Source organism: Acinetobacter septicus (assembly GCF_019355975.1).
In the GTDB taxonomy this organism is placed as follows: domain Bacteria; phylum Pseudomonadota; class Gammaproteobacteria; order Pseudomonadales; family Moraxellaceae; genus Acinetobacter; species Acinetobacter ursingii.
The window spans coordinates 1,678,939-1,696,981 of the sequence record NZ_CP079898.1 but is presented as its reverse complement, the minus strand read 5'-3'; the positions used below and the strand labels follow the sequence as shown (position 1 = coordinate 1,696,981).

Sequence of the window (18,043 nt, the reverse complement as noted above, 5' to 3'; positions counted from 1 at the left end):
AAATAACGTGAATTTAAAAACTGTTTCCGGCTCTGCTGTTGAGTTGTCTGAAGTTGCTTTCGGACGTGAATTTAATGAAGCGCTTGTACACCAAGTGGTTACAGCTTATTTAGCTGGTGGCCGTCAAGGTACGCGTGCTCAAAAATCACGTGCTGAAGTATCTGGTGGTGGTAAAAAGCCATTCCGTCAAAAAGGTACTGGCCGCGCTCGTGCTGGTTCTATTCGTAGCCCAATCTGGGTTGGCGGTGGTAAAACTTTTGCTGCACGTCCACAAGACTGGTCTCAAAAAGTAAACCGCAAAATGTACCGCGGTGCAATGCAATGTATCCTTGCTGAACTTGTTCGTCAGGATCGTCTTGTATTGGTTGAAGAGTTTGCTGTTGCTGCTCCTAAAACTAAAGAATTGCTTGCAAAACTTAACGACTTGAATGCAGCTCGTGCACTTATCGTGACTGATGCTGTAGATGAGAACTTATATCTTGCTGCACGTAACCTTCCACACGTTGATGTGGTAGATGCTGCTGCAATCGATCCTGTTAGCTTGATCGCGTTTGATAAAGTTGTCATGTCTGTAGCTGCTGCTAAGAAAATTGAGGTAGAACTCGGATGAACAACGAACGTATCTATCAAGTCCTAAAAGGACCGGTCTTCTCAGAAAAGGCACAAGTTTTAGGTGATACTGCTGGTGTTCAAGTGTTTAAAGTTGATATTAATGCAACTAAGCTTGAAGTTAAAAAAGCAGTAGAACAACTATTTGGTGTAGAAGTTGTTAAAGTTAACACAACTATTACTAAAGGTAAGACTAAGCGCTTTGGTAAAACATTAGGACGTCGTTCTGATGTTAAAAAAGCATACGTCACCCTGAAAGCTGGCCAAGATGTTGAAATGGCTGACTTGGGCGATACCGCTGAAAGCGCAGCGGAATAAGGACGAAAATTATGCCGATTCAAAAATGTAAGCCAACGTCTCCAGGACGTCGCTTTGTAGAGAAAGTGGTGCATAGCCATCTTCACAAAGGCGCGCCTTATGCACCGTTGGTTGAAGCTAAAAAACGTACTGGTGGTCGTAATAACAACGGTCACATTACGACTCGTCACGTTGGTGGTGGACACAAGCAAAACTACCGTATCGTTGACTTTAAACGTAACAAAGATGGCGTTCCTGCAACTGTAGAACGCATTGAGTACGATCCTAACCGTACAGCGCATATTGCTTTGTTGAAATATGCTGATGGTGAACGTCGTTACATCATTGCGCCTAAAGGTTTGCGTGCGGGTGATAAAGTTCAATCTGGTAACGATGCTCCAATTCGTCCAGGTAACTGCTTACCACTTCGTAATATGCCTATCGGTTCTACACTACATAACGTTGAACTTAAAATCGGTAAAGGTGCTCAAATTGCACGTTCTGCTGGTACATCAGTTCAGTTGTTGGGTCGTGATGGTTCTTACGCAATCATTCGTCTGCGTTCAGGCGAGATGCGTAAAGTACATGTTGAATGCCGTGCTGTTATTGGTGAAGTTTCTAACCAAGAAAGCAACCTACGTTCATTGGGTAAAGCTGGTGCAGCGCGCTGGCGTGGTGTTCGTCCTACCGTTCGTGGTATGGCGATGAACCCAGTTGACCATCCACACGGTGGTGGTGAAGGGCGTAACAAAGGTATCCAACCTGTAAGCCCATGGGGTCAAAAAGCGAAAGGGTACAAGACTCGTACCAATAAGCGTACGACTAAGATGATTATCCGCGACCGTCGCGTCAAGTAAAGGAATCTGACTAATGCCTCGTTCATTAAAAAAAGGTCCATTCGTCGACGCGCATTTGTTCGCTAAGGTTGAAGCTGCTGTAGCTGCTAACAACCGTAAGCCGATCAAAACTTGGTCTCGTCGCTCAATGATTCTTCCGGATTTTGTTGGTTTAACAATTTCTGTTCATAATGGTCGTAACCACGTTCCAGTAATCATTACTGAACACATGGTTGGTCATAAACTCGGTGAATTCGCGCCAACTCGTACCTATCGTGGTCACGGTGTTGACAAGAAATCTAAACGTTAATAGGTGTCATGATGGAAGTAACTGCTAAATTACGCGGTGCCGCTATCTCGGCACAAAAGGCACGTTTGGTTGCAGACCTAATCCGTGGCAAATCTGTTGCTCACGCGCTTAATATCCTAAACTTCAGCAACAAAAAAGCTGCTGTTTTAGTGAAAAAAGCTTTGGAATCTGCAATTGCAAATGCTGAACACAATAACAGTTTAGATGTAGACGACCTTAAAGTTTCTAAGATTTACGTTGATGAAGGCATTAGCCTGAAACGTATTATGCCACGTGCTAAAGGCCGTGCAGATCGTATTACTAAGCGTACTTGTCACATCACCGTTAAGGTAGGGGTTTGATATGGGTCAGAAGGTTCATCCAATCGGTATCCGCCTAGGTGTTGTGAAACGTCATAACGCTAACTGGTATGCGAATCCGAAACAATACGCTGAATACTTGCTTAAAGATCTTCAAGTTCGTGAGTTTTTAACTAAAAAACTTAAGAGCGCGATGGTGAGCAATATTCTTATCGAACGTCCGACAGGTGCTGCTAAAGTAACTATTAGCACTGCTCGTCCTGGTATCGTAATCGGTAAAAAAGGCGAAGACATTGAAAAATTACAGCGCGAACTTACCAATATTATGGGTGTTCCTGCGCAAGTAAGCATCAACGAAATCGATCGCCCAGACTTAGATGCGCGTTTAGTTGCTGAAGCAATTGCTTCTCAATTGGAAAAGCGTGTGATGTTCCGTCGTGCTATGAAGCGTGCGGTTCAAAACACCATGCGTGCTGGTGCTAAAGGTATCAAAGTTGAAGTTTCAGGCCGTTTAGGTGGTGCAGAGATTGCACGTACTGAGTGGTATCGTGAAGGTCGTGTACCTTTGCATACGCTTCGTGCGGACATCGATTATGCAACTATGCGTGCAGAAACAACTTACGGTACGATTGGTGTTAAAGTCTGGATTTTCCGTGGTGAGATCTTAGGTGGCATGAAACAAGTCATGAACCCTGCTCCTGCTGAAGAGCGTCCAGCTAAACGCGGTCGTGGTCGTGGTGAAGGTCAAGAACAGCGTCGTGGACGTCGTAATGACCGTGCTGCTGACAAGGGAGAATAATCCATGTTGCAACCTAAACGTACCAAATTCCGTAAGATGCACAAAGGCCGTAACACTGGTCTAGCGCATCGTGGTAGTACAGTATCATTTGGTTCGATTGCGATTAAAGCGACTGAACGTGGTCGTATGACTGCGCGTCAGATCGAAGCTGCGCGTCGTACTATTAGCCGTCGTATTAAGCGTGGTGGTAAAATCTTCATCCGCGTATTCCCAGACAAGCCAATTACCGAAAAACCATTAGAAGTACGTATGGGTAACGGTAAAGGTAATGTGGAATACTGGGTTTGCGAGATCAAGCCAGGTAAGATCCTGTACGAAATTGAAGGTGTGAACGATGAATTAGCAACTGAAGCATTTAAGCTTGCTGCTGCTAAACTTCCGTTTAAAACCACTATCGTGACTCGGACGGTAATGTAATGAAAACTAAAGATCTACGTGAAAAATCGGTAGAAGAGTTGAAAGCGTTGCTTGATGAGCAACAGCTTAACCAATTCCGTCTTCGTATGGCGAAAGCGACTGGTCAATTGGGTAAATCGCACGAAGTGCAAATTGCTCGTAAAACTATCGCTCGTATCAAGACACTCCTTACCGAAAAACAGGGGAACGGACAATGAGTGAAAAAACAGTCCGCACGTTAACCGGCAAAGTCGTAAGCGACAAAATGGATAAGTCTATTGTTGTTCTTATTGAACGCCGCGTTCAACACCCGTTGTATGGCAAATCAATCCGCCGTTCAACTAAACTACACGCTCATGATGAGAACAATGTTGCTAAATTAGGCGACCTAGTGACCATCAAAGAAAGCCGCCCAATTTCTAAAACTAAAGCTTGGACTTTAGTGGAAGTGGTTGAAGTAGCTGCTGAGTAATTACGTTCTTGTTGCATCATCGGTCAATTTCGAGTACTCTTTGAGCCTTTCGAAATTGCGACCGGTGTTGCTCGGTTTTGGAGTAGGGCAATGATTCAAACCGAAAGTATGCTCGACGTAGCAGACAATAGTGGTGCTCGCCGCGTACAATGTATCAAAGTACTAGGTGGTTCACATCGTCGTTATGCTTCTGTTGGCGACATTATTAAAGTTACTGTTAAAGAAGCAATTCCACGTGGCCGTGTTAAAAAGGGCGACGTGATGAATGCTGTTGTGGTACGTACTAAGTTTGGTATTCGTCGTCCAGACGGTTCTGTGATCCGTTTTGATGACAATGCAGCTGTATTGTTAAACAACAATAAAGCTCCGATTGCCACTCGTATTTTCGGACCAGTGACTCGTGAACTTCGTACTGAACAGTTCATGAAAATCATTTCATTGGCTCCTGAAGTTCTATAAGAGGCAATCATGGCTAAGATTAAAAAAGGCGATACGGTTATCGTGATCGCAGGTAAAGAAAAAGGCAAACAGGGTACTGTTCTGTCTGTTTCTGAAGACCGCGTTAAGGTTGAAGGCCTTAACTTAGTGAAGAAGCATCAAAAGCCGAACCGTGTAACTGGCGCTGAAGGCGGCATCGTTACTCAAGAAGCTTCGCTTCATATCTCAAACGTGGCAATTTTAAATGCTACAACCCAAAAGGCTGATCGTGTTGGTTACCAAATTGACGAAAATGGCGTGAAAACTCGCGTTTATAAGTCAAATGGTGAATCAGTGGCGACAGCAAAGTAATAGGTTGACACGGCAATGGCCAGACTTAAAACACGTTACAATGAAGAACTTAAAGCTAAGTTACAACAGGAACTTAGCATTAAGAATGTAATGGAGATTCCTCGCATTACAAAAATCACCCTAAACATGGGTGTGGGCGCAGCTGCAACTGACAAGAAATTGTTAGATGGTGCTGTTGCAGACATGACTTTAATTGCTGGTCAAAAACCAGTAGTTACGCTTGCACGTAAATCAATCGCAGGTTTCAAAATCCGTGATGGTTGGCCAATTGGTTGTAAAGTGACTTTACGTGGCGAACAAATGTACGAATTCTTGGACCGTTTGATCTCAATCGCGATCCCTCGTATCCGTGACTTCCGTGGTTTCTCAGCGAAATCTTTCGACGGTCGTGGTAACTACTCAATGGGCTTGAAAGAGCAAATCGTTTTCCCTGAAATCGATTTTGATAAGATTGATCGTATTCGTGGTATGGATATTACTATCACTACTACTGCTCGCACCGATGACGAAGGCCGTGCGCTTATGCGTGCATTCGGCTTCCCGTTCAAATAAGAGGTCGATATGGCTAAGAAAAGTATGATTAATCGCGAGTTGAAACGCGAACAAACCGTTGCTAAATACGCTGCAAAACGCGCTGAATTAAAAGCGATTATTGCCAACGTAAATGCAAGCGATGAAGAGCGTTTCCAAGCGACATTAAAGTTACAGGCATTGCCACGTAACGCATCTCCAGTACGTCTTCGTAACCGTTGTGGTTTGACAGGTCGTCCTCATGGTTACTTCCGTAAGTTCGGTCTAAGCCGTAACAAATTACGTGATACAGTAATGCAGGGTGATGTACCTGGCGTTGTTAAGGCAAGCTGGTAAGGAGCAACTAAATGAGTATGCAAGATACCGTTGCCGACATGCTAACACGTGTTCGTAACGCACAAATGGCAAAGAAACAAACTGTTTCTATGCCGTCTTCTAAGTTGAAAGTTGCAATTGCCAACGTTCTTCAACAAGAAGGTTATATTTCAAACGTAGAAGTTGCTCAAGAAGAAGCAAAAGCTACTTTGACTCTTACGTTAAAATATTTTGAAGGCAAACCAGTGATCGAAACTGTGAAGCGTGTAAGCCGTCCAGGTCTACGCCAATATCGCGGTAAAGATAAACTTCCAAGCGTTAAGCAAGGTTTAGGTATTGCAATTGTTTCTACAAGCAAAGGCATCATGACTGATCGCGCTGCACGTGCTGCAGGCGTTGGTGGTGAAGTTATTGCTTTTGTTTCTTAATAGGTGATTCCTCATGTCTCGTGTGGCTAAAGCCCCAGTAACTGTCCCTAACGGTGTAACAGTTACTCAGAACGGCCGGCAGGTCGAAGTGAAAGGCACTAAAGGTACATTGTCTTTCAACCTGCATGCGCTGGTCGAGCTAAAACAGGAAGAAGGTAAACTTCAACTAGCTCCTGCAAAAGAGTCGAAAGACGCTTGGATGCAAGCTGGTACTGCTCGCGCTGTGCTTAACAACCTTGTAAAAGGCGTAAGCGAAGGCTTCGAACGTAAGTTGCAACTTATTGGTGTTGGTTATAAAGCTGCGGTAAAAGGTACAGTTGTGAACCTTAACCTTGGTTTTTCTCACCCAATCGATTACAACCTTCCTGAAGGCGTAACTGCTGAAACTCCAACTGCGACTGAAATTGTTTTGAAGTCAGCAGATAAGCAGTTACTTGGTCAAGTTGCTTCTGAAATCCGTGGTTATCGTCCACCAGAGCCGTATAAAGGTAAAGGTGTTCGTTACTCGAACGAAGTTGTTCTTCGTAAAGAAGCTAAGAAGAAATAAGGCGCGAGGTTCTTATGAACGAAAAGAAACAATCCCGTTTGCGTCGTGCGAAAAGCACACGCTTGCACATTCGTGCATTGGGTGCGACTCGTTTGTGTGTAAACCGCACTCCGCGTCACATCTATGCTCAAGTGATTTCCGCAGATGGTGGCAAAGTATTAGCGCAAGCTTCTACTTTGGATGCCTCTTTACGTAGCGGTTCAACTGGTAACGTAGACGCAGCTACTAAAGTAGGTGCTTTAATCGCAGAACGTGCGAAAGCTGCTGGTGTAACGAAAGTTGCATTTGACCGTTCTGGTTTTAAATATCATGGTCGTATCAAAGCCTTGGCTGATGCTGCTCGTGAAAACGGCTTGGAGTTCTAATCATGGCTAAAGTTGAACAAAACGAAGGTCTTGTTGAAAAGCTGGTTGCCGTTGACCGTGTAGCCAAAGTTGTTAAGGGTGGTCGTATCTTCTCTTTCACAGCATTAACAGTTGTGGGTGATGGGAATGGTCGTGTAGGTTTTGGTCGTGGTAAAGCACGTGAAGTTCCAGCTGCTATTTCTAAAGCGCTTGAAGCTGCACGTCGCAACATGATTACTGTAGACCTTGCTGGTACTACATTGCAACACCCTGTGAATGCTCGTCATGGTGCAAGCCGTGTATACATGCAACCTGCTTCTGAAGGTACTGGCGTAATTGCTGGTGGCGCGATGCGTGCTGTTTTGGAAGCTGCTGGTGTACATAACGTACTTGCTAAATGTTATGGTTCTACGAATGCGGCGAACGTTGTAAACGCGACTTTTAAAGGTTTGCGTGATATGACTTCTCCTGAGAAAGTTGCTGCAAAACGTGGTCTTTCAGTAGAACAAATTCAAGGGTAATCAATCATGAAAACGATTAAAGTTACCCAGACTAAATCTGCTTCGCATCGTTTGAAAAATCACAAACTTTGCCTTCAAGGTTTAGGTCTGCGTCGTATTGGTCATACTGTAGAAGTGCAAGATACGCCTTCTAACCGCGGTATGATCAACAAAGTCTACTATATGGTTAGTGTAGAGGAATAAGCCATGACTCTGCGTTTAAATGAACTTTCACCTGCTGAAGGTGCAAAGCGTGAACATCGTCGCTTGGGTCGTGGTATCGGTTCTGGCGTTGGTAAAACTGGTGGCCGTGGTGTTAAAGGCCAAAAATCACGTAAAAGTGGTGGCGTTCGTCCAGGCTTTGAAGGTGGTCAAACAGCGATTTATCGTCGTTTGCCTAAATTCGGTTTCACTAGCCAAATCGCATTGAAAACTGCGGAAGTACGCTTGTCTGAACTTGCAAAAGTTGAAGGTGATATTATTTCACTTGAAACTTTGAAAGCTGCGAACGTAGTTCGTCGTGATCAGACTCGTGCACGTGTTGTTCTTTCTGGTGAAGTAACTCGCGCGTTTACAGTGCAAGGTGTTGCTTTGACTAAAGGCGCTAAAGCTGCGATTGAAGCGGCTGGCGGTAAAGTCGAGGAGTAATACCGAGTGGCTATGTCTCCTAGTTCTTCAGGTCATGTCAACATGATGAAAGGACAACCATTTCATGTGAAATATCGTGAAATTATTCGCCGATTAATGTTCTTGGTTGGTGCATTGTTGGTCTTTCGACTAGGAGCGCATATTCCGTTACCGGGTATTGATAATGTAGCGCTAGCCCGTTTTTTTAAAGCCAATGAAGGAACCTTCTTGGGTTTATTTAACATGTTCTCTGGCGGTGCATTAGAACGTATGTCAATTCTGGCTTTGGGAATTATGCCGTACATCTCTGCATCGATCATCGTGCAGTTGATGTCAACGGTTGTTCCATCGTTAGAAGCTTTGAAAAAAGAAGGCGAGCAAGGCAAACGTAAAATCAATCAATACACACGCTATGGCACCTTGTTCCTTGCTTTGGTGCAGGGGGTAGGGATGTGTGCAGGCTTGATCAGTCAGGGGATTACTTTGACTTCAGGTCTGGCATTTTATGTTCCAGCAGTGACTTCATTGGTCGCTGGAACGATGTTTTTGATGTGGCTTGGAGAGCAAATTACCGAACGTGGTATTGGTAATGGTATTTCCATGATTATTTTTGCAGGGATTGTTGCGGGATTGCCGAATCAGGTGATTCAGGGCTTTACTTCTGTACAAAATGGTCAAGGCAGTTTAATTGGAATGGCTGTATTTGCTTTGTTATCACTTGCAGTTCTTGCTGCAATTGTTTTCATTGAGAAAGCACAGCGTCGGATTCCAGTCAACTATGCACAAAAACAGCAAGGTCGTCGTGTGTTTACTGCACAGCAAACACATTTGCCATTAAAAATTAATATGGCAGGTGTTATTCCAGCAATTTTTGCCAGCTCACTGTTATTATTTCCAGCGAGTTTAGGTCAATGGCTTGGAAGTGCTGATCCAAATGCAGGAATTGTGAAACGTGCTTTGCAAGATTTGGCACTCGTGTTATCGCCTGGACAGCCGTTATATCTCATGCTTTTCGGTGCGTTAATTATTTTCTTCTGTTATTTCTATACAGCACTGGTGTTCAGTCCGAAAGAAGTTTCAGAAAATTTAAAACGTAGCGGTGCATATGTACCTGGTATACGCCCAGGGGAGCAAACGGCTCGTTATTTAGATCATATTTTGAATCGTTTGACTTTTATCGGCGCGATTTATATTACTGTAGTGTGTTTAATGCCAATGATTCTGCAAAGTTCATTTGGAATTCCATTTCACCTCGGTGGTACATCGTTGTTAATTGTTGTTGTAGTGGTGATGGACTTTATGGCGCAACTTCAAGCGCACCTGACTTCACATCAATATGACAATCAAACGTTAATGAGAAAAACGACTGCTCATCCTAAGGGATAAGCGCACTTAGAGGTTTCATCATGAAAGTACAAGCTTCTGTAAAGAAAATTTGTGGTAGCTGTAAAGTTATCCGTCGTAATGGGGTTATTCGCGTGATTTGCAGCGCAGAACCTCGTCATAAGCAGCGTCAAGGTTAATCTGATCAAGACCTGTTGATTTCAGTAGGCGAATTAGGTTAATATCCGCCCCTCAAAGTTTTTTTGTGGGGCGGTTGATTTATCTACTGCCTTTTTGGAGAAAAGTGAATGGCTCGTATTGCCGGTGTAAACATTCCGGATAACAAGCATGCTGTTATCTCACTTACGTATATTTTTGGTATTGGTCGCCACACATCTAAGAACATCTTAGCTGCTGTAGGTATTGCACCAACAACAAAAATTCGTGAGTTGGATGATGCTCAGCTTGATGCGATTCGCGCAGAAGTTGCCAAGGTTCCGACCGAAGGTGATTTACGTCGTGAAATTTCCATGAACATTAAACGTTTAATGGATTTAGGCTGCTATCGTGGTCTTCGTCATCGTCGCAGCTTGCCTGTCCGTGGACAACGCACCAAAACTAACGCACGTACCCGTAAAGGTCCGCGCAAACCGATTAAAAAGTAAGATTTCTGGAAGCTAAAAGATGGCTAAAGATACTCGCACACGCAAGAAGGTCACTCGTACCGTCTCTGAAGGTGTTGCACACATTCACGCGTCTTTTAATAACACCATTGTTACGATTACCGATCGTCAAGGTAATGCATTGGCTTGGGCCACCTCAGGTGGACAAGGCTTCCGTGGTTCACGTAAATCAACTCCGTTTGCTGCTCAGGTAGCTGCTGAAGTTGCTGGTAAAGCAGCTTTGGATTACGGTTTGAAAAACCTAGACGTCCTTGTAAAAGGTCCTGGTCCAGGTCGTGAGTCTGCGGTTCGTGCATTAGGCGCAGTGGGTTATAAGATCAACAGCATTACCGATGTGACTCCAATCCCTCACAACGGTTGCCGTCCACCTAAAAAACGTCGCGTGTAAGGAGAAACATTCATGGCTCGTTATATTGGTCCAAAATGCAAACTCTCTCGCCGCGAAGGGACAGACCTGCAATTAAAATCTGGCGTTAAACCGTTTGACGTCAAAACTAAAAAACATGCTAAAGCGCCTGGTCAACATGGCCAAGCTCGCGGTAAGCAATCTGAGTATTCACTACAATTACGTGAAAAACAAAAAGTACGTCGTATGTACGGTGTGTTAGAGCGTCAATTTAGTAATTACTATAAAGAAGCTGCTCGTGTAAAAGGTGCAACAGGTGAAAACTTGTTGAAATTGCTTGAAAGCCGCCTTGATAACGTAGTTTATCGCATGGGTTTTGGTTCTACACGTGCAGAAGCTCGTCAGCTCGTATCTCACCGTTCTATTACTTTAAATGGCCGTCGTGTTAACATTGCGTCTATTCAAGTAAAAGCGGGTGATGTGATTGCAGTACATGAAGGTGCTAAACAACAATTACGTATCAAAAACGCAATTGAATTAGCTGCTCAACGTGGTATTCCTGCTTGGATGGAAGTTGATCATTCTAAGTTTGAAGGTACGTTCAAAGCTGCACCAGATCGTTCTGATCTACCTGCTGAAATCAACGAAAGCTTGATTGTAGAATTGTATTCTAAATAATCCTTGAGGTAGCAATAAATGACGCGTACTGCAAACGAGTTTCTAACTCCGCAAGCGATCAAGGTCGAAGCGGTGAGCGGGACCTCGGCAAAAGTGATTCTGGAACCTTTAGAGCGTGGTTTTGGTCATACTCTAGGTAATGCTTTACGTCGCATTCTATTGTCTTCTTTGCCTGGCGCTGCTGTGGTTGAAGTGGAAATAGAAGGCGTCGAGCACGAGTACAGTACTTTAGAAGGCTTGCAGCAGGACATCGTCGAGCTCTTGCTGAACCTAAAAGGATTGTCTATTAAGCTGTTCGATCAAAATGAAGCATATTTGACATTGGAAAAACAAGGTCCTGGCGATATTACTGCTGCGGATCTTCGTTTACCGCATAATGTTGAAGTGGTTAACCCAGAGCATTTGATCGGCACATTGAGTGCCTCAGGTTCAATTAAAATGCGCCTGAAAGTTTCTCAAGGTCGTGGTTATGAAACTTCTGACTCGCGTTTCCCTGAAGGTGAAACACGTCCTGTAGGTCGTCTACAGTTAGATGCTTCTTATAGCCCAATCAAACGTGTTTCTTACACCGTTGAAAATGCGCGTGTTGAACAACGTACTGACCTTGATAAACTGGTCATTGATCTTGAAACCAATGGTACTGTTGATCCTGAAGAAGCGATCCGTAAAGCGGCAACAATCTTGCAACAACAAATTGCAATTTTTGTTGATCTTCAGAAAGATCAGGCACCAGTGGCTCAAGAACCTCGTGAAGAAGTTGACCCAATCTTGCTTCGTCCAGTAGATGATCTAGAGCTTACTGTTCGTTCTGCTAACTGTTTGAAAGCAGAAAATATTTACTACATTGGTGATCTTGTTCAACGTACTGAAGTTGAGTTGTTAAAAACTCCTAACTTAGGTAAAAAATCGTTGACTGAGATTAAAGATGTTTTAGCTTCGAAAGGCTTGCAACTCGGCATGCGTTTAGAAAACTGGCCACCTGCTAGTTTACGCATGGACGATCGTTTCGCCTATCGTAGCCGTTAATTAAGTAGGACTATCACCATGCGTCATCGTAATAGTGGTGTGAAATTAGGCCGTACAAGCAGCCATCGTAAAGCGATGTTCCAAAACTTGGCGAATTCTTTGTTTGAACACGAGTTGATTAAAACAACTGTGCCTAAAGCAAAAGAATTACGTCGTGTTGCTGAGCCTTTAATCACTCTAGCAAAAAACGATACAGTAGCAAACCGTCGTTTGGCGTTTGCTCGTACTCGTTCAGCTGCAACTGTAGGTAAATTATTTACCGTACTTGGCCCTCGTTACAAAGAACGTAACGGCGGTTATCTACGTGTGCTTAAAGCGGGCTTCCGTGCAGGTGATGCTGCACCAATGGCTTATGTTGAGCTTGTAGATCGTGAAGTAAACACTTCAGCAGAATAAGATACTTATTCAAAAAAAAGATCGGTTTTTACCGATCTTTTTTTTGCCTTTTGAAAAATTGTCCTCAAGTGATAAGAAAAAGCGACAAATGACCCAAACTTGACATTGAACATTGTCAAATTTGTGCTTTAATAAAATGGAATAGTTCTCAAGGTTATAAAAACAACATGGAAAAGATCGTTGATGTATTAATTGTAGGTGCAGGTATTTCTGGGATTGGAATTGCGGCACATCTTGCTAAGAATTCTCCACAACGTCAATTTGAAATTATTGAACGTCGTGACAGTATTGGTGGAACTTGGGATTTATTTCGTTATCCTGGCATTCGCTCTGACTCTGATATGTCGACTTTTGGTTTTAATTTTAAACCATGGCGTAGTGCAAATGTACTCGCGGCTGGCCCCGCAATTAAAGGATATCTAGGCGAAGTGGTTGATGAATTTGATTTAAAGAAAAAAATTCATTTTAAGCATCGCGTGCTTGCAGCCAATTATGATACAGCCAAGAAAAAATGGTTTGTCGAAATTGAAGATGCCAATCAGAAAAAGCAAACATGGATTGCGAATTTTGTCGTTGGTTGTACGGGTTATTATAATTATGATCATGGCTTTGAACCTGATTTTCCAAATAAGGATATTTTCAAAGGTCAATTTATTCATCCACAGCATTGGCCTGAAAATCTGGACTATACAGGCAAGAAGGTGGTGATTATTGGTAGTGGCGCGACTGCGATTACGTTGGTGCCAGCAATGGCAAAAGGAGGAGCAGGGCATGTCACGATGTTACAGCGCTCACCAACTTATATTGCGTCTATTCCTTCAATCGATTTTGTCTATGATAAAATGCGTAAGCTTCTACCAGAAGATGTCGCTTATAAATTGACCCGTGCGCGCAATATCGGTATGCAACGTGGTATTTATGCCTTATCTCAGAAACAACCACAGTTAGTGCGTAAACTGCTTTTAAAATCAATTGAAATGCAGCTTAAGGGCAAAGTGGATATGAAGCACTTTACGCCGAGCTATAATCCTTGGGATCAGCGTTTGTGTGTCGTACCTGATGGTGATTTATTTAAGATTTTGCGTTCTGGTAAGGCTAGCGTTGAAACCGATCAGATTGAGAAATTTACTGAAACAGGTATTCAGCTAAAATCAGGTAAACATCTTGAAGCCGATATTATTGTTTCAGCAACGGGTTTAGAAATCCAGATTTTGGGTGGTATCAAAGGGACGATCGATGGACAGCCTCTGGATACTTCAAAATCAATGCTGTATCAGGGTGTCATGGTCAGTGATGTACCGAATATGGCGATGATCATCGGTTATATTAATGCGTCATGGACACTCAAAGTGGATGTCGCCGCAGACTATATTTGTCGTTTGCTGAATTATATGGATAAAAATGGCTATGATGAAGTCATTCCAGAAGGTGATCAAACCGAGTTAATGGATGATACCGTGATGGGAAGTCTGTCATCGGGTTATATCGCCCGTGCCGCCAGTGTGATGCCAAAACAAGGAAAGCATGCACCGTGGAAAGTGACTAATAACTATCTGGCAGATCGTAAGGCACTTAAAAATGCGCGTTTTGATGATGGCGTTTTAAAGTTTCATAAAGTAGAGACAAGCGTTGAACGAAAATCCAAGCCAAAATTAGTTTCATAATCTCGATATGTAAATTAGAAAAGGAGCTTAGATAAGCTCCTTTTTCATTGCATTAGCAAAGATGGGTTAACGATCAGAGTGTCCGTGAAATCAATTCTTTCATAATTTCATTGGTTCCTGCGTAGATGCGATTTGCTCGGTTATCGATATAGGCACGAGCAATTGGATATTCCAGCATATAGCCATAGCCACCATGAAGTTGTAAACAATCATCCACGACTTTGGAGAACATGTCTGAAATTTTATATTTGGCTGCTGCGGCTGCATCTATCCCTAATCGTTCTTCGAGTTGTAATTGCATACAGCGATCTAAATACGTTCTACAAAAGTCGATTTCAGTACGGAGTTCAGCGAGTTTGAACCGTGTATTTTGAAATGATCCAATTGGTTTACCAAAAGCTTTACGATCTTTGGTGTATTGAACTGTATGAGCAAAAGCAGCTTCAGCACCTGCCTGACAGATAATGGCAACTAACATGCGCTCCCATGCCAACTCTTTCATGAGCATCATGAAGCCCATACCTTCCATACCTAGCAAGTTTTCTTTAGGGACGCGAACATTATCAAAGAATAATTCGCAAGTATCTTGACCTTTCATCCCAATTTTATTCAGCGGTTTGCCTTTACTAAAACCAACGCGATCAGCTTCAACGATGATTAAGGATAAATTGGCTGAACCCTTTTCATTATTTCCAGTTTTACACACCACAATGGCCATATCGCATAAATAGCCATTGGTGATAAAAATTTTAGAGCCATTGATGACATATTCATCGCCATCTAAAACAGCAGAAGTACGTACAGCTTGCAAGTCTGAACCTGTTCCAGGTTCGGTCATGGCAATCGCAGTGACGACTTCTCCACTTGCCATTTTTGGCAGCCACTTCTGTTTTTGTTGTTCATGACCAAAATTATTAATGTAATTGGCAACGATATCAGAATGTAATGAAAAGCCCGTACTGGAGTCCATGGCATAGGCTTGTTCTTCAATCAAAATCATACTGTAAAGACGATCCACTCCAGAACCACCATATTGTTCAGGCATGGTGGTACATAACAATCCCAAATCGCCTGCCTTGTTCCATAAATCACGATCAACATGTTGTTGTTTTTCATATTTTTCAATATTGGGAACTACTTCTTTTTCGTAAAATTTACGTACAGTTTCACGGAAGGCTTCATGCTCTTGATTAAAAAGATTGCGCTCCAGCATATTAGGAATGGGACGAATCGCAGCTGATTGCATTGTTATTGTATCCTTGCAGTTTGTTTTCTCAGCGGAAAGTAAAAATCATCTGACTCAGGCAAACAATAGGATGAATGCTCAAAAGTGAAGTGCGAATGATGGATTTAGTCATTCAGCTCAATCAATTACCCACAAACCTATGCTGATCGGTTAAACTAGCGGGGTTTTTTATCGACTTGGGGAATCTAATGTCTGAAGAACTTACGCTCGAAGAGCGCAAGGTGATTTATCGTGCGCGACGCGGCCTGAAAGAAATTGATGTCTATTTTGATCCTTATGTCCGTAATCATTACCTGAGCGCTGAAGCCGCAGAAAAAGCACTTTTTGCTGAATTGGTTGATCAGGAAGATCCAGATTTACTGGATTGGTTTATGGAAGTATCAGAGCCACCGAAGCCAGAGCTCAAAACTTTTATTTTGAAACTCAAGCATTACGTGCATGGTTAATCATCAATTTCAACTGAAACGCAGCTTGCTTGCCCTGTTGTTTCAGTTGGGAATGTTGCTATTGATCGGAATCATCTGGTTTCAGCTTTTTCCATTTTATATATTTTTAATTGCGATATTTTTGGTAATCATTACTTATCTTGCGTTCTTGAGACGTTCGAAAATGCGCTCTTTGGCTTATCTCGATCAAGATCTTTGGTCAATTCAATGGCGCAATCACAGCAAAATTGAACATGTGCAGCTTTATCGCGTGATAGATCACCACATTTATATAGTTCTATATTTTAATCAAAATCGCAATTCGCAGATCATTTGGCGTGATCAAGTAAGTTTAAATCAATGGAAACAGCTCAAAGTCATGGCAAAACTGGTTTAATTGTTAAACAATTTAAAAAATAGAATAAAATTAAAATAGATTAAAATCATAATCTTAAGTTATTTAAATAAAATTTAGGCACATATTGTCTGATCAAATCATTGAAAAAACAGCCTAAACAGGCATTGTCTAACAATTTTAAAGTTGTGTCTCAAAGACATCAGTTAAAGTACAAATACCAACGTAAAGTGTGAAGGAGGTCAGAAATGATCGATATTCCAACGTGGTTGTTTCCAGTCATTGCTTTTGTTTTGGCAGTGGTTATAGGACGAGCAGGAACTTTACTCAGGGATTATATTGAACACCATCAATAAATAAGAGTACAACCCATTCTCAGTTAACAAGTAGCATGTGCTGAACCGTCGCAATGCTACTTTTTTTTGCCTAAAATTTGTATAAACACAAGAAAAAAGCCAATCTTTTCATTATTTTTTTATGTCATATTACGTGATTAATATTAGAGTAATTGCTCTTTTATTCGCCTTGTGCATCTGATAAGGTACAACGCAAAGGAAAAATAAAATGATTTCGAGGGATAGAAAATGCCAAAAGTATTCAAAATAGGTCAAGGTTTGGCCGTTGCGGTTCTTGCCTCATCTGTATTGTCTGGATGTTCCTATGTGATTAAATCGGGTGCCAATGTTGCCTTGAATTTTAGTGAAAATCATATTGTTCCACCTATTTTGGCAATGGGTGATGTGGATATGATCTGTAATTCTGGGAATGCATTAACGCCAGCGATTATGGCGACGAAAGATATGGGGGCTGACCCAACTAATATGGCAGTATTACTGTACGCTGGTGCAGGTATGTGTGCTGAGAATCAGGCATTAGAAGGTGAATTACGTTATTTGCGTGCTTCTAAAGCTGGGCAGGTAACGGAAGCCCAAGATGCGCGCATTGAACAAAAACGTTGGGCTGCAATAGCTGCACAGCGTCAATATAATGCTTACCAATTATTTGCGCAGCGTTGGGAAAGTAAATATAAATATCATTTAGGCGAATCTTGTCCAAAAATGCGTAGCGACAAGGATCAACTGACTTATATGCTTGGATTGTTAAGTGGTTTGCAGGCTGTAACCAATGACATCAATTCTGGTGGTGATGTCAATGTGCCCAAAGATATTGCTGGGATTGTTGAACGCAGTATGGCATGCTTGGACAACACCAAGTTTTGGGGTGTGCCAAATGCGACTCGTGCTGTCATCTGGACTTTATTGCCAGGTGCAGATGAGGGTAAACCTGATCCTTATGTGACTTTAAAACAATCCATGCAAATTGGTGAACAAAAAGGGGTGAGATTACCTCACGCGTTATATGCGGTTGCAGCGCAAGCCAGTGGTGATGATAATAAAATTCGTGATGCACTCAGATCGTATGCTGAGTCACGTGGTGATGATAAGCCCGTCAATCCAAACTTCAGATTATTTGATGCAATGGCAGGTGTGATGATTCGCGGTATTTCTGACCGTTACTGGACAGAACATACTGGTGTACGTACTGGTGATGATGGTATGACGACATTCTGGGATGAAAGTGGTAAAACCTCTTCAGAACTGGAAGATTTATTTAATGATGGTGGTGCAGGTAGTACAGATGGCGCAGACACGCAAGCAAGCCCTGCGGAGGAAAAGCCAGCAAAATAAAACAATGAAGTAAAAATGCTGTAAATCTGAAAAATGGACATTTTGACTGATATTGGAGGGGATGAGGTGGTTGAAAAACACCTTATCCCTTTTTGTACATGTAAATGGAGCGCA

General features: G+C 42.5%; 30 protein-coding genes and 1 pseudogene. 30 read left to right on the top strand and 1 reads right to left on the bottom strand.

Going from position 1 to position 18,043, the window contains the following annotated elements; genetic code table 11:
• Positions 1-7: 7 nt before the first annotated feature.
• The 27 genes and pseudogenes from rplD (at position 8) to I6L31_RS08045 (ending at position 14,215) form a co-directional block, all read left to right on the top strand.
• Positions 8-610 (top strand): 50S ribosomal protein L4, encoded by a 603-nt coding sequence (gene rplD, locus I6L31_RS08175; RefSeq protein WP_004985328.1) that lies wholly within the window; start codon positions 8-10, stop codon positions 608-610.
• Complete coding sequence (gene rplW / locus I6L31_RS08170) at positions 607-927, top strand: 50S ribosomal protein L23 (protein WP_004985330.1); 321 nt, start codon at positions 607-609, stop codon at positions 925-927. Before rplD ends, rplW begins: the two co-directional genes overlap by 4 nt.
• 11 nt (positions 928-938) lie before the next feature.
• Complete coding sequence (gene rplB, locus I6L31_RS08165) at positions 939-1,763, top strand: 50S ribosomal protein L2 (protein ID WP_004985332.1); 825 nt, start codon at positions 939-941, stop codon at positions 1,761-1,763.
• Positions 1,764-1,776: 13 nt separating this feature from the next.
• The gene (gene rpsS / locus I6L31_RS08160; RefSeq protein WP_004985338.1) at positions 1,777-2,052 is read left to right on the top strand and encodes a 30S ribosomal protein S19; all 276 of its coding nucleotides are present in this window, start codon (positions 1,777-1,779) and stop codon (positions 2,050-2,052) included.
• An 11-nt stretch (positions 2,053-2,063) separates the two neighbouring features.
• Complete coding sequence (rplV, locus tag I6L31_RS08155; protein WP_005002018.1) at positions 2,064-2,393, top strand: 50S ribosomal protein L22; 330 nt, start codon at positions 2,064-2,066, stop codon at positions 2,391-2,393.
• Between the two features lies 1 nt (position 2,394).
• A pseudogene (rpsC, locus tag I6L31_RS08150) lies at positions 2,395-3,214 on the top strand (30S ribosomal protein S3).
• Entirely contained in the window at positions 3,154-3,567 is a 414-nt protein-coding gene (gene rplP, locus I6L31_RS08145) for a 50S ribosomal protein L16 (RefSeq protein ID WP_004985344.1), read from the top strand. The pseudogene rpsC and the gene rplP overlap by 61 nt, the downstream one beginning before the upstream one ends.
• A complete protein-coding gene (gene rpmC / locus I6L31_RS08140; RefSeq protein WP_000849927.1) occupies positions 3,567-3,764 on the top strand; it encodes a 50S ribosomal protein L29 in 198 nt (65 codons plus the stop codon). The genes rplP and rpmC overlap by 1 nt, the downstream gene beginning before the upstream one ends.
• Positions 3,761-4,018, top strand: coding sequence for a 30S ribosomal protein S17 (gene rpsQ, locus I6L31_RS08135; RefSeq protein WP_004924117.1), 258 nt, complete (start codon positions 3,761-3,763; stop codon positions 4,016-4,018). The genes rpmC and rpsQ overlap by 4 nt, the downstream gene beginning before the upstream one ends.
• Before the next feature lie 90 nt (positions 4,019-4,108).
• Entirely contained in the window at positions 4,109-4,477 is a 369-nt protein-coding gene (gene rplN, locus I6L31_RS08130; protein WP_004924120.1) for a 50S ribosomal protein L14, read from the top strand.
• A gap of 9 nt (positions 4,478-4,486) precedes the next feature.
• The gene (gene rplX / locus I6L31_RS08125) at positions 4,487-4,807 is read left to right on the top strand and encodes a 50S ribosomal protein L24 (protein ID WP_004985347.1); all 321 of its coding nucleotides are present in this window, start codon (positions 4,487-4,489) and stop codon (positions 4,805-4,807) included.
• Between the two features lie 15 nt (positions 4,808-4,822).
• Positions 4,823-5,359: a 50S ribosomal protein L5 gene (rplE, locus tag I6L31_RS08120; RefSeq protein WP_004985349.1), complete on the top strand. Its 537-nt coding sequence runs from the start codon at positions 4,823-4,825 to the stop codon at positions 5,357-5,359.
• A gap of 9 nt (positions 5,360-5,368) precedes the next feature.
• A complete protein-coding gene (rpsN, locus tag I6L31_RS08115) occupies positions 5,369-5,674 on the top strand; it encodes a 30S ribosomal protein S14 (RefSeq protein ID WP_004985353.1) in 306 nt (101 codons plus the stop codon).
• A gap of 11 nt (positions 5,675-5,685) precedes the next feature.
• Entirely contained in the window at positions 5,686-6,081 is a 396-nt protein-coding gene (gene rpsH / locus I6L31_RS08110) for a 30S ribosomal protein S8 (RefSeq protein WP_004985354.1), read from the top strand.
• A gap of 13 nt (positions 6,082-6,094) precedes the next feature.
• Positions 6,095-6,628: a 50S ribosomal protein L6 gene (rplF, locus tag I6L31_RS08105; protein ID WP_004985355.1), complete on the top strand. Its 534-nt coding sequence runs from the start codon at positions 6,095-6,097 to the stop codon at positions 6,626-6,628.
• 14 nt (positions 6,629-6,642) lie between these two features.
• Positions 6,643-6,993 (top strand): 50S ribosomal protein L18, encoded by a 351-nt coding sequence (rplR, locus tag I6L31_RS08100; protein ID WP_004869518.1) that lies wholly within the window; start codon positions 6,643-6,645, stop codon positions 6,991-6,993.
• Positions 6,994-6,995: 2 nt separating this feature from the next.
• Entirely contained in the window at positions 6,996-7,493 is a 498-nt protein-coding gene (gene rpsE / locus I6L31_RS08095) for a 30S ribosomal protein S5 (RefSeq protein WP_004657688.1), read from the top strand.
• 6 nt (positions 7,494-7,499) lie between these two features.
• Positions 7,500-7,676: a 50S ribosomal protein L30 gene (rpmD, locus tag I6L31_RS08090; RefSeq protein ID WP_004985357.1), complete on the top strand. Its 177-nt coding sequence runs from the start codon at positions 7,500-7,502 to the stop codon at positions 7,674-7,676.
• 3 nt (positions 7,677-7,679) lie between these two features.
• On the top strand, positions 7,680-8,120 hold the full coding sequence (gene rplO, locus I6L31_RS08085; RefSeq protein ID WP_004985359.1) for a 50S ribosomal protein L15: 441 nt from the start codon (positions 7,680-7,682) through the stop codon (positions 8,118-8,120).
• A 45-nt stretch (positions 8,121-8,165) separates the two neighbouring features.
• On the top strand, positions 8,166-9,485 hold the full coding sequence (secY, locus tag I6L31_RS08080) for a preprotein translocase subunit SecY (protein WP_171063242.1): 1,320 nt from the start codon (positions 8,166-8,168) through the stop codon (positions 9,483-9,485).
• Between the two features lie 20 nt (positions 9,486-9,505).
• The gene (gene rpmJ / locus I6L31_RS08075; protein WP_000867907.1) at positions 9,506-9,622 is read left to right on the top strand and encodes a 50S ribosomal protein L36; all 117 of its coding nucleotides are present in this window, start codon (positions 9,506-9,508) and stop codon (positions 9,620-9,622) included.
• Between the two features lie 108 nt (positions 9,623-9,730).
• Complete coding sequence (gene rpsM / locus I6L31_RS08070; protein ID WP_004985363.1) at positions 9,731-10,087, top strand: 30S ribosomal protein S13; 357 nt, start codon at positions 9,731-9,733, stop codon at positions 10,085-10,087.
• A 19-nt stretch (positions 10,088-10,106) separates the two neighbouring features.
• On the top strand, positions 10,107-10,493 hold the full coding sequence (rpsK, locus tag I6L31_RS08065) for a 30S ribosomal protein S11 (RefSeq protein ID WP_001040166.1): 387 nt from the start codon (positions 10,107-10,109) through the stop codon (positions 10,491-10,493).
• 12 nt (positions 10,494-10,505) lie between these two features.
• On the top strand, positions 10,506-11,129 hold the full coding sequence (gene rpsD, locus I6L31_RS08060) for a 30S ribosomal protein S4 (protein ID WP_004985367.1): 624 nt from the start codon (positions 10,506-10,508) through the stop codon (positions 11,127-11,129).
• A gap of 18 nt (positions 11,130-11,147) precedes the next feature.
• Positions 11,148-12,155 carry a DNA-directed RNA polymerase subunit alpha gene (locus I6L31_RS08055; protein ID WP_004924164.1) on the top strand — a complete coding sequence of 336 codons (1,008 nt, stop codon included), beginning with the start codon at positions 11,148-11,150 and terminating at the stop codon, positions 12,153-12,155.
• An 18-nt stretch (positions 12,156-12,173) separates the two neighbouring features.
• Positions 12,174-12,551, top strand: coding sequence for a 50S ribosomal protein L17 (rplQ, locus tag I6L31_RS08050; RefSeq protein WP_004924167.1), 378 nt, complete (start codon positions 12,174-12,176; stop codon positions 12,549-12,551).
• A 167-nt stretch (positions 12,552-12,718) separates the two neighbouring features.
• On the top strand, positions 12,719-14,215 hold the full coding sequence (locus tag I6L31_RS08045; RefSeq protein ID WP_005002029.1) for a flavin-containing monooxygenase: 1,497 nt from the start codon (positions 12,719-12,721) through the stop codon (positions 14,213-14,215).
• 73 nt (positions 14,216-14,288) lie between these two features.
• Here I6L31_RS08045 and I6L31_RS08040 read toward each other — a convergent pair whose 3' ends face one another.
• Complete coding sequence (locus tag I6L31_RS08040; protein WP_005002031.1) at positions 14,289-15,461, bottom strand: acyl-CoA dehydrogenase family protein; 1,173 nt, start codon at positions 15,459-15,461, stop codon at positions 14,289-14,291.
• A 188-nt stretch (positions 15,462-15,649) separates the two neighbouring features.
• Here I6L31_RS08040 and I6L31_RS08035 point away from each other — a divergent pair, with 188 nt between their 5' ends.
• The 3 genes from I6L31_RS08035 to I6L31_RS08025 all read left to right on the top strand — a co-directional run bounded on the left by I6L31_RS08035 (position 15,650) and on the right by I6L31_RS08025 (position 17,929).
• A complete protein-coding gene (locus I6L31_RS08035; RefSeq protein WP_005002033.1) occupies positions 15,650-15,907 on the top strand; it encodes an FAD assembly factor SdhE in 258 nt (85 codons plus the stop codon).
• On the top strand, positions 15,900-16,283 hold the full coding sequence (locus tag I6L31_RS18310; RefSeq protein WP_228128594.1) for a hypothetical protein: 384 nt from the start codon (positions 15,900-15,902) through the stop codon (positions 16,281-16,283). The genes I6L31_RS08035 and I6L31_RS18310 overlap by 8 nt, the downstream gene beginning before the upstream one ends.
• Positions 16,284-16,825: 542 nt before the next feature.
• Positions 16,826-17,929 (top strand): hypothetical protein, encoded by a 1,104-nt coding sequence (locus I6L31_RS08025; protein WP_005002038.1) that lies wholly within the window; start codon positions 16,826-16,828, stop codon positions 17,927-17,929.
• The last annotated feature ends 114 nt before the right edge of the window (positions 17,930-18,043 follow it).

Excerpts from the sequence above, each read along its gene's own strand:
- rplW (WP_004985330.1), top strand. The coding sequence starts at position 607 with ATGAACAACGAACGTATCTATCAAGTCCTAAAAGGACCGGTCTTCTCA.
- rplB (WP_004985332.1), top strand. The coding sequence starts at position 939 with ATGCCGATTCAAAAATGTAAGCCAACGTCTCCAGGACGTCGCTTTGTA.
- rpsS (WP_004985338.1), top strand. The coding sequence starts at position 1,777 with ATGCCTCGTTCATTAAAAAAAGGTCCATTCGTCGACGCGCATTTGTTC.
- rplV (WP_005002018.1), top strand. The coding sequence starts at position 2,064 with ATGGAAGTAACTGCTAAATTACGCGGTGCCGCTATCTCGGCACAAAAG.
- rplP (WP_004985344.1), top strand. The coding sequence starts at position 3,154 with ATGTTGCAACCTAAACGTACCAAATTCCGTAAGATGCACAAAGGCCGT.
- rpmC (WP_000849927.1), top strand. The coding sequence starts at position 3,567 with ATGAAAACTAAAGATCTACGTGAAAAATCGGTAGAAGAGTTGAAAGCG.
- rpsQ (WP_004924117.1), top strand. The coding sequence starts at position 3,761 with ATGAGTGAAAAAACAGTCCGCACGTTAACCGGCAAAGTCGTAAGCGAC.
- rplN (WP_004924120.1), top strand. The coding sequence starts at position 4,109 with ATGATTCAAACCGAAAGTATGCTCGACGTAGCAGACAATAGTGGTGCT.
- rplX (WP_004985347.1), top strand. The coding sequence starts at position 4,487 with ATGGCTAAGATTAAAAAAGGCGATACGGTTATCGTGATCGCAGGTAAA.
- rplE (WP_004985349.1), top strand. The coding sequence starts at position 4,823 with ATGGCCAGACTTAAAACACGTTACAATGAAGAACTTAAAGCTAAGTTA.
- rpsN (WP_004985353.1), top strand. The coding sequence starts at position 5,369 with ATGGCTAAGAAAAGTATGATTAATCGCGAGTTGAAACGCGAACAAACC.
- rpsH (WP_004985354.1), top strand. The coding sequence starts at position 5,686 with ATGAGTATGCAAGATACCGTTGCCGACATGCTAACACGTGTTCGTAAC.
- rplF (WP_004985355.1), top strand. The coding sequence starts at position 6,095 with ATGTCTCGTGTGGCTAAAGCCCCAGTAACTGTCCCTAACGGTGTAACA.
- rplR (WP_004869518.1), top strand. The coding sequence starts at position 6,643 with ATGAACGAAAAGAAACAATCCCGTTTGCGTCGTGCGAAAAGCACACGC.
- rpsE (WP_004657688.1), top strand. The coding sequence starts at position 6,996 with ATGGCTAAAGTTGAACAAAACGAAGGTCTTGTTGAAAAGCTGGTTGCC.
- rpmD (WP_004985357.1), top strand. The coding sequence starts at position 7,500 with ATGAAAACGATTAAAGTTACCCAGACTAAATCTGCTTCGCATCGTTTG.
- rplO (WP_004985359.1), top strand. The coding sequence starts at position 7,680 with ATGACTCTGCGTTTAAATGAACTTTCACCTGCTGAAGGTGCAAAGCGT.
- secY (WP_171063242.1), top strand. The coding sequence starts at position 8,166 with ATGAAAGGACAACCATTTCATGTGAAATATCGTGAAATTATTCGCCGA.
- rpmJ (WP_000867907.1), top strand. The coding sequence starts at position 9,506 with ATGAAAGTACAAGCTTCTGTAAAGAAAATTTGTGGTAGCTGTAAAGTT.
- rpsM (WP_004985363.1), top strand. The coding sequence starts at position 9,731 with ATGGCTCGTATTGCCGGTGTAAACATTCCGGATAACAAGCATGCTGTT.
- rpsK (WP_001040166.1), top strand. The coding sequence starts at position 10,107 with ATGGCTAAAGATACTCGCACACGCAAGAAGGTCACTCGTACCGTCTCT.
- rpsD (WP_004985367.1), top strand. The coding sequence starts at position 10,506 with ATGGCTCGTTATATTGGTCCAAAATGCAAACTCTCTCGCCGCGAAGGG.
- I6L31_RS08055 (WP_004924164.1), top strand. The coding sequence starts at position 11,148 with ATGACGCGTACTGCAAACGAGTTTCTAACTCCGCAAGCGATCAAGGTC.
- rplQ (WP_004924167.1), top strand. The coding sequence starts at position 12,174 with ATGCGTCATCGTAATAGTGGTGTGAAATTAGGCCGTACAAGCAGCCAT.
- I6L31_RS08045 (WP_005002029.1), top strand. The coding sequence starts at position 12,719 with ATGGAAAAGATCGTTGATGTATTAATTGTAGGTGCAGGTATTTCTGGG.
- I6L31_RS08040 (WP_005002031.1), bottom strand. The coding sequence starts at position 15,461 with ATGCAATCAGCTGCGATTCGTCCCATTCCTAATATGCTGGAGCGCAAT.
- I6L31_RS08035 (WP_005002033.1), top strand. The coding sequence starts at position 15,650 with ATGTCTGAAGAACTTACGCTCGAAGAGCGCAAGGTGATTTATCGTGCG.
- I6L31_RS18310 (WP_228128594.1), top strand. The coding sequence starts at position 15,900 with ATGGTTAATCATCAATTTCAACTGAAACGCAGCTTGCTTGCCCTGTTG.
- I6L31_RS08025 (WP_005002038.1), top strand. The coding sequence starts at position 16,826 with ATGCCAAAAGTATTCAAAATAGGTCAAGGTTTGGCCGTTGCGGTTCTT.